Annotated in this window: 11 protein-coding genes; 3 read left to right on the top strand and 8 right to left on the bottom strand. The window is 41.6% G+C overall.

The features are described 5' to 3' along the window. The first annotated feature begins 295 nt into the window (after positions 1-295). Both N5O98_RS20845 and N5O98_RS20840 read left to right on the top strand, forming a co-directional pair. Positions 296-1,552 carry a glutamate-5-semialdehyde dehydrogenase gene (locus tag N5O98_RS20845; protein ID WP_004299772.1) on the top strand — a complete coding sequence of 419 codons (1,257 nt, stop codon included), beginning with the start codon at positions 296-298 and terminating at the stop codon, positions 1,550-1,552. A gap of 71 nt (positions 1,553-1,623) precedes the next feature. Continuing rightward, positions 1,624-2,580, top strand: a complete 957-nt coding sequence (locus N5O98_RS20840) for an acetylornithine carbamoyltransferase (RefSeq protein WP_004310506.1) — start codon at positions 1,624-1,626, stop codon at positions 2,578-2,580. Positions 2,581-2,613: 33 nt separating this feature from the next. On the opposite strand, the gene N5O98_RS20835 is transcribed toward N5O98_RS20840, so the two are convergent. The 7 genes from N5O98_RS20835 to rpmH all read right to left on the bottom strand — a co-directional run bounded on the left by N5O98_RS20835 (position 2,614) and on the right by rpmH (position 8,221). Next, on the bottom strand, positions 2,614-3,006 hold the full coding sequence (locus N5O98_RS20835) for a rhodanese-like domain-containing protein (RefSeq protein ID WP_004299770.1): 393 nt from the start codon (positions 3,004-3,006) through the stop codon (positions 2,614-2,616). A 14-nt stretch (positions 3,007-3,020) separates the two neighbouring features. Further along, on the bottom strand, positions 3,021-3,722 hold the full coding sequence (locus tag N5O98_RS20830) for a NigD1/NigD2 family lipoprotein (RefSeq protein ID WP_004310508.1): 702 nt from the start codon (positions 3,720-3,722) through the stop codon (positions 3,021-3,023). Continuing rightward, positions 3,719-4,867, bottom strand: coding sequence for a 1-acyl-sn-glycerol-3-phosphate acyltransferase (locus N5O98_RS20825; RefSeq protein WP_004310509.1), 1,149 nt, complete (start codon positions 4,865-4,867; stop codon positions 3,719-3,721). Before N5O98_RS20825 ends, N5O98_RS20830 begins: the two co-directional genes overlap by 4 nt. A 100-nt stretch (positions 4,868-4,967) precedes the next feature. Continuing rightward, positions 4,968-5,942 carry a D-alanine--D-alanine ligase gene (locus N5O98_RS20820; RefSeq protein ID WP_004299767.1) on the bottom strand — a complete coding sequence of 325 codons (975 nt, stop codon included), beginning with the start codon at positions 5,940-5,942 and terminating at the stop codon, positions 4,968-4,970. Continuing rightward, positions 5,939-7,012 carry an RluA family pseudouridine synthase gene (locus N5O98_RS20815; protein ID WP_004299766.1) on the bottom strand — a complete coding sequence of 358 codons (1,074 nt, stop codon included), beginning with the start codon at positions 7,010-7,012 and terminating at the stop codon, positions 5,939-5,941. The genes N5O98_RS20820 and N5O98_RS20815 overlap by 4 nt, the downstream gene beginning before the upstream one ends. 26 nt (positions 7,013-7,038) lie before the next feature. After that, positions 7,039-7,692 (bottom strand): PASTA domain-containing protein, encoded by a 654-nt coding sequence (locus N5O98_RS20810; protein ID WP_004310510.1) that lies wholly within the window; start codon positions 7,690-7,692, stop codon positions 7,039-7,041. Between the two features lie 370 nt (positions 7,693-8,062). Further along, on the bottom strand, positions 8,063-8,221 hold the full coding sequence (rpmH, locus tag N5O98_RS20805) for a 50S ribosomal protein L34 (RefSeq protein WP_004299762.1): 159 nt from the start codon (positions 8,219-8,221) through the stop codon (positions 8,063-8,065). A 192-nt stretch (positions 8,222-8,413) separates the two neighbouring features. On the opposite strand from rpmH, the gene efp reads away from it, so the two are divergent. Beyond that, on the top strand, positions 8,414-8,980 hold the full coding sequence (gene efp / locus N5O98_RS20800) for an elongation factor P (protein ID WP_004299761.1): 567 nt from the start codon (positions 8,414-8,416) through the stop codon (positions 8,978-8,980). Between the two features lie 70 nt (positions 8,981-9,050). Here the strand turns inward: efp and N5O98_RS20795 are convergent, their stop codons facing one another. Then, on the bottom strand, positions 9,051-10,451 hold the full coding sequence (locus tag N5O98_RS20795) for an alkaline phosphatase (protein ID WP_004310511.1): 1,401 nt from the start codon (positions 10,449-10,451) through the stop codon (positions 9,051-9,053). Positions 10,452-10,479 lie beyond the last annotated feature (28 nt).

Raw genomic sequence — 10,479 nt, 5'->3', positions numbered from 1 at the left:
TCATAGTGAAATTCTTATGCCTAAAGATACAAAATCTTTAGGTAATAACAAAGCCCCAGCTTGTGAAAGTCGGGGCTTTGTGCGTAAAAAACAGAAGGTGTGCATTTTGACACACCTTCATAAATGAAAAATACGAGATTCAGAATTGAGTCTCGTATTTTTTTAGTATTAATCTTGTAAAAAAACCAGTGAATAAGTAAAGAGCAACATTTATTTCTATTTTCAACAAGTTTTATTCACATCATTCACTATATTTGCATAGTTTATCTTTCCATTTAATGCAAAAAAGGAGCAAATGACTACAAATTTAAACGAGACCTTTGCCGCTGTACAAGTAGCAAGTCGGGAATTAGCCCTGCTGAATGATAATGTCATCAATCAGATTTTAAATGCAGTAGCTGACGCAGCAATTGCAGAAACACCTTTCATTCTTTCAGAGAACGAAAAAGACCTCGCACGGATGGACAAAAATGATCCGAAGTACGATCGGTTGAAACTGACGGAAGAACGTTTGAAAGGTATTGCCGCAGATACACGCAATGTAGCAACACTCCCCTCTCCTTTGGGTAAAGTGTTGAAAGAGAGTGTTCGTCCCAATGGAATGAAGTTGACGAAAGTCAGCGTTCCTTTCGGAGTCATAGGAATCATTTATGAAGCACGCCCTAATGTTAGCTTTGATGTTTTCTCCCTTTGTCTGAAGAGCGGAAATGCCTGCATATTGAAAGGAGGAAGTGACGCCGATTGTTCCAACCGGGCCATCATCAGTGTGATTCACAAAGTATTGAAGAAGTTCAAAATCAATCCGCACATTGTAGAATTACTTCCAGCTGATAGAGAGGCTACGGCAGCGTTACTGAATGCTGTGGGCTACGTAGACTTGATTATCCCCAGAGGCAGCAGCAGTCTTATTCATTTCGTACGCGAGAATGCAAGGATTCCTGTCATTGAAACAGGAGCAGGTATCTGTCACACTTACTTCGATGAATTTGGGGATACAAACAAGGGAGCAGACATTATTCATAATGCAAAGACACGTAGAGTTAGCGTATGTAATGCATTGGACTGCACCATTATACATGAGAAGAGACTGGCCGACCTCCCTCTGATTTGCGAGAAACTAAAAGACAGCCATGTCATTATTTATGCTGATCCGCAAGCTTACCAGGCATTGGAAGGCCGCTATCCTGCCGAGCTCCTGGAACATGCAAAAGCAGAAAGCTTCGGCACGGAGTTTCTGGATTATAAAATGGCTGTCAAGACTGTAAAGAGCTTCGAAGATGCCTTAGGACATATTCAGGAAAACAGTTCTAAACATAGCGAGTGTATTGTTACCGAGAACGGGGAACGTGCAGCTTTATTCACCAGAATCGTGGACGCAGCTTGCGTATACACCAATGTGTCTACCGCTTTCACTGACGGGGCACAATTCGGATTAGGAGCCGAAATCGGAATCAGCACGCAAAAGCTACACGCACGCGGTCCGATGGGACTGGAGGAAATCACTTCTTACAAATGGGTCATTGAAGGAGATGGACAAACGAGAAGAAATTGAGACTATACCTATATGTTAAAAATCAAACAAGGTTTTGAGCGAAGCTAATTAAAAATTAAAAAATAAATGATATGAAGAAATTTACTTGTGTACAGGACATTGGCGATTTAAAATCAGCCCTTGCAGAAGCATTCGAAATCAAAAAAGAGCGCTTCAAATATGTAGAACTGGGACGAAACAAGACTTTAATGATGATCTTCTTCAACTCTAGTTTACGTACCCGCCTCAGCACACAGAAAGCTGCCATCAATTTGGGAATGAATGTAATGGTACTGGATATCAATCAAGGTGCATGGAAATTGGAAACTGAACGTGGCGTAATTATGGATGGTGATAAACCGGAACATATATTAGAAGCCATTCCGGTTATGGGATGCTATTGTGATATCATTGGAGTACGCTCTTTTGCCCGTTTTGAAGACCGTGACTTTGACTATCAGGAAACTATTATCAATCAATTCATCCAATACTCCGGACGTCCTGTCTTTTCGATGGAAGCGGCAACACGCCACCCATTGCAGAGCTTTGCCGACCTGATTACCATCGAGGAATACAAGAAAACAGTACGTCCCAAAGTAGTTATGACCTGGGCTCCTCATCCACGTCCATTGCCACAGGCTGTTCCTAATTCCTTTGCTGAATGGATGAATGCAACGGATTACGAATTTGTCATCACTCATCCCGAAGGTTATGAGCTTGATCCGCAATTTGTAGGTAATGCAAAAGTAGAATATGACCAGATGAAGGCCTTCGAAGGAGCCGACTTCATATATGCCAAGAACTGGGCTGCTTATTCTGGCGACAACTATGGACAGATATTAAGCAAAGATCGTGATTGGACTGTCAGCGACCGCCAAATGGCAGTTACCAACAATGCTTATTTCATGCATTGTCTTCCGGTTCGTAGAAATATGATTGTGACAGACGATGTCATTGAAAGTCCGCAATCTATTGTGATTCCGGAAGCTGCCAACCGTGAAATCTCGGCAACTGTCGTTCTGAAAAGGTTATTGGAAGGACTGAAATAACCCCAAAAAATAAAGTGCTGATAAATCAGCACTTTATTTCTCTATTTCTTTACCTGCTTCCTGCCAGGAATTAAATCCCTTATCAAGCTCAAAGACTTTATATCCCTTCTCGCTCAAAATTGCCGCAGCCTTCTTGCTTCGTTTTCCACTGCGACAATATACAGCCACCGGTTTGTCTTTTTGCAACAAAGAATCAGCCATTGAAGCAAAAGAGTCATCCATCACATTGATGTTGATCGTCTTCGTGATATGCCCCTCCGAATATTCCGCAAGTGTACGAACATCCAGACGTTGTATATCCTCATTCTGAATAAGAGAATCAAACTCCTCTACATTCATTGATTGAAAATCCCCTTTCTGCTGACAAGAGAAAAGGGAAGAGAGAAATAAAAATATTCCCACGATTAATTGATTCAATTTAAACATATACACTCCATTATTCAATTCTGTCCCGGAGTATAGTCAAACCCAGGATCACAGTACTTATCAGATTCTATCGGAGAGCCATCCTTATCGTACGTATAATATTTAAATTTAATCTTTATCGTCCGACCCGGATTCTCTTCATCTATATATTGCGCCAAAGGAACAGAAATGTAAGCACGCCGATTATAGTATTCTCCATCACTGTTCGCATCATGATATAATAACATATTCACAATGCCATTTGTTTTAAGTTCGGACACATCTTCCACTATGCCGAAAGTATGTCCCTTGCCCGTACTGACCTTGAGATTCAAAATCATATTCAGATAATCCCTTCCGAGCCAGATACTGACCATCTCTACCGGATCCAGCTTTATACCGTCCTTGTAAACCGGATCATCTTCCGGTTTAGGTACCGGCGTTATGAGCGATTGCAAAGAATATATAGTAGCAGTGTTCTCACCGGAAAGCACCTCATAGTTACTCATCACACGTCTGGAAGTGTTTGGAGAGATAGTAGAACCCGTACGGTCTTCCGAAACAGTCAAGACTTCTCCCTTATCAGGAATAAGCGTTTGTATACGACCGTCTTCTCCGGCCTCTACAGTCACAAATTCCAGTTTCACCGAAGGATAATAATAGTCATCATCTCCACAGGCAGTCATCAGGAAAAGCAATCCCCACAACCAAACAACATGTAATTTTCTTCTTTTCATCGGCAAGCTGCTAAATAATTAACTAACGGATTGGAATACATTAATAACAACTTCTCACGCAAAAAGTCTTCATCCTTATTCGGAATCTTGATCTTTGCCAATTGTTGTTCAATATAGTTCATAAACTGCTGTTTCTCTTCTTCCGTGTAATTGGACACGAATTCCGTTGTGCCATTCAGCCAATCATACGCCACATAATTTCCCGGATATATCCGGTAATTACGATGGATGCGGCGATCAAGACAAGCAGAAATTCGGGCAAACAAATCCGGTTTCGGCAACGAACGGTCCAAGCTTTGCAAGTCATCATTCAAACAAGGAGCAACCTGAAAATGTACCCTGCCTTTATATCCGAAAAGACCTGTCTGCATATTAATCAAATCGTCCTGTGTCGTCTTTTTATATCCTTCGATGTCTCTCTTCAGCTGAAACTCTTGCGCTTTCAGAAAATCACACGGATCATATTCGTATGAAATAGCAAGCGGAGCAATATTCATTTCCATCAGGCGGTCTATCAAATCGCCTTCACCTCCCATTGCCAACATTTTCAATACACTGTCTTGTGTACGGTCATTCGAATCTTTTGCACGTCCTTCACGCTGCGCAATCCAAATAGACTGATTCTTCTCTGAAATGGTGTAATGCATATAACGGGACATACGCGCTGAAGATTCCAACATTTGCCGCATGGTCAACGCCCGCTGTACAATAAATGATTTATTGACACGCACCAGTTTCTTAATCCAGGGATAAATAAGCAAATTGTCGCCAATCGCAATTTCTACCGTATCCATTCCCTGGTCAATCAACAAAATAGAGAGAAAGCCCGAATCAAGAATAATATCTCTATGATTCGATATATACGTATAAGCTTTACTTTTATCCGGTATGGCGGTATGATCCAGTGTCAGTCCGGCAGTATGATCTGCCGCTATCTTCCACAAAATGCCATAACAAAATGCCTCCTGAAAATCAAGCTTAGTCTTACAGGCACGCATTTTTTGCGCCAGAAGTTCAAATGGAACGTTCGGTATAGCACCGGTAGCAGCTTTCTGAAAAGCCGGATCGGCAATCAGTTCCTCAAAGATTTGAGGAAGTTCCTCATCATTGTAAGGACGAATTTCATTAAACTCTGTCAGATCCATAAGTCTCAAGTATTATGTGCTCAAGTATTAAGTAATAAGTATAAAGTATTAGACTGCGTACAAACCGCATGGTTAATACTTTATACTTGATACTTAATACTTAAAACTTGTTTTCAATAATATCAGTCATCACATCCTTTATATCCAGTCCGGCTGCACGCACTTGCTGGGGAATAAAACTGGTAGTAGTCATTCCCGGAGTAGTATTTACTTCGAGAAGATTCAGTTTTTCACCGGCAGTTATAATGTAATCTACACGGATAATGCCGGAACAACCTAATATATCATAGATAGCTGAAGTCAGCATCTGTACGCGTTTGGTCAATTCATCCGAGATACGCGCAGGAGTGATTTCATCTACCTGTCCATTATATTTAGCATCATAATCAAAGAACTCATTGTGCGTCACTACTTCCGTAGGTGGAAAGATGACCGACTTCTCTTTTGTCTTATAACAGCCGCAAGTCAGTTCCGTTCCGTCCATAAACGCTTCAACAATCACCTCTTCCGCTTCTCCGAAAGCTTTAACAATGGCCGGTTGTATTTGTTCTTTTGTCTTCACTTTCGTAACTCCGAAACTCGAACCTCCCAGACTAGGCTTGATAAAACAAGGCAGGCCAATCTTTTCCACTACTTCCTCGTCAGAAACCGATTGTCCTTGGCGCAACAACAATGATTCGGCAATGCGCACTCCAAAAGCCTTCAGATATTGATTGCAGGTAAACTTGTCATAAGTAATGGCAGCCGCCAACACTCCACAACAGGAATACGGAATACGCATCATATCAAAATAGCCTTGCAGCCTGCCATCCTCACCCGGCGTACCGTGGATGGTGATATAAGCAAAGTCGAACACAACCTTCTCCGTTCCGTTCGTAAAACTAAAGTCGTTTCTATCCACCGGCACTTTGTTTCCGTCCGGTAATTGTACTTCCCAGCGACGGCCTTCCATCTCCACGATATACAAATTATACTTTTCCTTATCAATAAAGGAATAAATACCCTGTGCGCTACGCAGGGAAACTACGATTTCAGAGGTATCTCCTCCTGCTACGATAGCGATGTTGCGTTTCATTCTAATTCTCTATTACTTATATAGCCTCTCCACTTCTCGATAAGCCGGGTCATGTCATCCGGAAGTTCGGAAGTAAAATACATCTCTTCACCTGTGACGGGATGCACAAACCCCAATGTCATAGCATGCAAAGCCTGTCGGGGACAAGTGTCAAAGCAATTATTTACAAACTGTTTGTATTTACTAAAATGGGTTCCTTTCAGTATCTCATGACCGCCATAGCGTTCGTCATTGAACAACACATGACCGATATGTTTCATGTGGACACGAATCTGATGAGTACGTCCTGTCTCAAGTATACATTCCACAAGGGTTACGTATCCCAGTCTTTCCAGTACGCGGTAGTGTGTAACGGCATGTTTGCCCACTGTCGGATCGGACATCACCGCCATTTGCATCCGGTCTCTCGGATTACGGGCAATATTACCGACAATCGTTCCTTCATCCTGTTCCATAACACCCCACACCAAAGCACGATATTTGCGTTTGGTAGTCTTATTAAAAAATTGAATTCCCAGATTTGTTTTGGCATCCGGTGTCTTGGCAATCACCAGTAAGCCTGAAGTATCTTTATCGATGCGATGAACAAGTCCCACGTGCGGGTCATTGGCATCATAATCCGGTATATCCTTCATGTGCCAGGCCAGCGCATTGACCAGCGTGCCGTGATAGTTTCCGTGTCCCGGATGCACGACCAATCCCGCCGGTTTATTCACAACCATCAGATAAGGGTCTTCATAAACGATAGTAAGGGGAATATTTTCAGGAATAATTTCATTTTCATAACGGGGACGGTCCATCATCACCGTAATGACATCCAGCGGTTTCACTTTGTAGCTACTCTTCACCGGTTTGCCATTGGCCATAACGAATCCGTCTTCGGCAGCCTTCTGAATACGGTTGCGCGAAGCATTGACAATACGTTCGAACAGATATTTGTCGACTCTGACCATCGCCTGTCCCTTGTCTACAACCACGCGGAAGTGTTCGTAAAGCTGGGATTCGTCACCGACAGGTTCTATATCATCCAAATCATTCTCCAGTTCATCCGGAAGTTCTTCCTCTATCATGCGAGTCCGTTTCTGTTATTTATCTATTAAAACCAACTATCATCTTGAGCAGGTGATGATTCCGACGTAACCGGTTTCTCCGTATCCACGGAAACATCGACCGAGTCCTCTTCTTCCGACATATCACCGGAGCCGTCTCCCACCATCAATGTCAAAGAAGCCCCTAAAGGAATCTTTTCTCCGGCAGCCAACTGACGTCCCTGATATTTCACACCGTACACCCAGTCTTTCTCACCATTTACCAATTGAACCTGATTCAGCTTGAAACCAGCATTCAGTAACTTAGCCTGTGCCTGACGGAGCGAGCTGTTGTCCGCCACATCGGGAATGGCACGTAAAGGGACATCCAGGGTATTGACTGTCAGGTATACTGTACGTCCTTCCTTCACTTTTTCACCGGCTCCCGGTTTCAGTTCAAGAATGATACCCGCTGCTTTATCTTTGACATATTTGGTATCAGAAATCACATATACCAAACCGTGATTCCGGAACATCTTCGTAGCTTCTTCCACTGTCATTCCCTTCACATCGGGAACTACCACGCTTTCACCATGATGTGTATGTATATCAAGCCATTTCAACACACCAAATATCATCACTACCATCACCACAATCATGGCGATAATATTCACCCAGAAATATTTATTGGTTTTAAAAGAAAAGAATTCTTTAATAGTCATACGCATTGCTGTTAATATGCGCCAAAGATACGACAAAATAGTTGAACTTTTAAAAAGTAGGCGATGAAAAATGTCCCTACCTATTATGCAAAGACGCTTATCATCGCCAGAATTGCTGCAACTATAATCCCCACTCCTATAGATTTCAACAACCTTATTATAATGATACGGGGTTTCATGTCCCGGATATACTCTACCATCGCGTATGTTCGTTTATGAGTTTTATTTAATCTCACAAAGAAAAGCAAAAAGTCATAAATAAGAGCAAACAATACCGCTTTTTAACATACTATCCCCTTGAAAAACAGAGAAACAAAAAAGGCGAAGATTAAATTCTCCGCCTTTTTTGTTTCCTGATGACAAGTGATTATCACTTTTGTCCGTTGTACTCATCAGAAACAGTCAGTTTCTTTCTGCCTTTCGCACGACGAGCAGCTAATACTCTACGACCATTAGCCGATGCCATTCTCTCACGGAAACCGTGTTTGTTCTTTCTCTTTCTGTTAGAGGGTTGAAATGTTCTTTTCATTACTGTATCTTGTTTTTATGTTATTATTCTACGTAATCGGGCTGCAAAAATAGGCACTTTTTTTAAATTAACCAAGAGATAACTCATTTTTGCTCAAAAGTTTTTGTGTTTTTTACCGATTTAGATTACTTTTGCAGTCGAATTCCTGCGAAAACAATTAAATAACAATAATATAATAAGAAAAATAGCAGTATGATTAATGCTCAAGACATCAAAAACGGAACTTGTATCCGTATGGACGGAAAGCTCTATTTCTGTGTAGAATTCCTGCATGTAAAACCAGGTAAAGGTAACACTTTTATGCGTACTAAATTGAAAGATGTAGTTAGCGGATACGTTCTCGAACGCCGTTTCAACATCGGTGAAAAGTTGGAAGATGTACGTGTAGAACGTCGTCCATACCAATTTTTGTATAAAGAAGGAGAAGATTATATCTTTATGAACCAGGAAACATTCGATCAACATCCTATCGCTCACGATCTGATTAATGGTGTTGACTTCCTGCTCGAAGGTTCAGTATTGGAAGTTGTTTCTGATGCTTCTACTGAAACTGTACTTTATGCAGACATGCCGATCAAGGTTCAGATGAAGGTGACTTATACAGAACCGGGCATGAAAGGTGATACAGCTACTAACACACTGAAACCTGCAACTGTGGAATCAGGTGCAACAGTACGTGTTCCTTTGTTCATCAGCGAGGGTGAAACAATCGAAATCGATACTCGTGACGGTTCTTACGTAGGACGTGTGAAAGCATAATTTGCAAAAACATATAAAAATAGCCGGGAGTCCAAGGACTTCCGGCTATTTTTATATTCATACAGTTCTATTATTTATATCCTGCAGCTTTCGCAATTCTTTTAGGAATTTCTGTATTGTCAATCTTCTCACCAAACAGTTGAGAACCTGCACCAATAGCAAATACAGGAACATAACCGGCAGAGTGCCCGCCACTTACCCAACCTATCATAGCGATTTCATCCATCACTTCCTTTGCACGTGCAGCCATCGGTTCGCTCTTAGAGTACATACTTTCAGCAAATACGACTTTATTCTTCACGAATGATTTCTCAAATTCATCACGCAACGTCTTTTCCTGTTCCCAAGAAAGAGGGAATTGTTTCCAGAAGCCCATTTCTTCGCCGAGGAATGTTTTCATGTCCTCCCAAGTGACTTTATTGCCTTTTGATTTTCTCAATTCACTGATACGTTGTGAAAGTCCGTCAGCAGAATGTTTCTGATATTGCAATGCTTTCAGGTTCAACGCATATTTTCCCGTACCGAGCACGATACCACCTGTTTCATGGTCTGCGGTAATCACAATCAGCGTTTCTTTCGGATGTTTCTTATAGAATTCATAAGCTACTTTGATGGCATTATCCATGTCTTTCACTTCGTTGAACACAGTAGCGGCGTCATTAGCGTGGCATGCCCAGTCTATTTTACCTCCTTCTACCATCAGGAAAAAGCCTTTATTATTGCCTTTAGTAAGAAAGTCAATAGCACTTTCCGTAATTTGTGCTAATGTCAAATCATTCTCTTTGCGGTCAATAGCATAAGGCAGACAAGAAGGATTGGCTCCCTCTTCCTGAATCAAGATCATCTTTTCTGCTTTTGCAGCTTTTGCCTTATAGTCATTGTAACCACGTGCTACTGTATATCCTGCCTCTTCAAAAATAGGGAAAATGCTCGGAGCTTCTTTCTTGTCATAAGTGGTGGTAGGTTTCAAGAAACCACCGCCTGCATAAAAATCGAAATTGGCTTTCGGCAAATCAAGAGCAATTTCATAATTCATATTACGATCGGGTTGATGTGCATAAAATGCGGCAGGAGTAGCATGATCCACACTGACAGAAGTCGTTACGCCCACCTTTTTTCCTGCTTTCTTTGCTTTTTCTGCGACAGTCTGAATAGCTTTTTTATCTTCTCCTACAGAAATAGCGCCATTATAAGTTTTCTTTCCTGTTGCCAATGCAGTACCTGCAGCTGCAGAGTCTGTTACTGAATTTTTAGCAGAGAAAGTGGTTGCTACGGTAGCAACCGGAAATTGAGTAAATAACAAAGGCTCGACTCCAATACGACCATTTTGAATTTCCGCCTGATACATCTCCGTACCATTTACTTGATTGACTCCCATTCCATCTCCGATGAAATAGAATACGTACTTTGCCTGCCCGTTGGCTACAACGGAGATAAGGACAAAGAACAGTGTGTAGACTAACTTTTTCATTTTCTAGTATATTTATTTTAGATTAGTT

The sequence above is a fragment of the Bacteroides sp. LFL-34 genome, assembly GCF_027257075.1.
In the GTDB taxonomy this organism is placed as follows: domain Bacteria; phylum Bacteroidota; class Bacteroidia; order Bacteroidales; family Bacteroidaceae; genus Bacteroides; species Bacteroides ovatus.
Note: the sequence above shows the minus strand (reverse complement) of the source record. Positions and strands in the feature narration are given on the sequence as shown.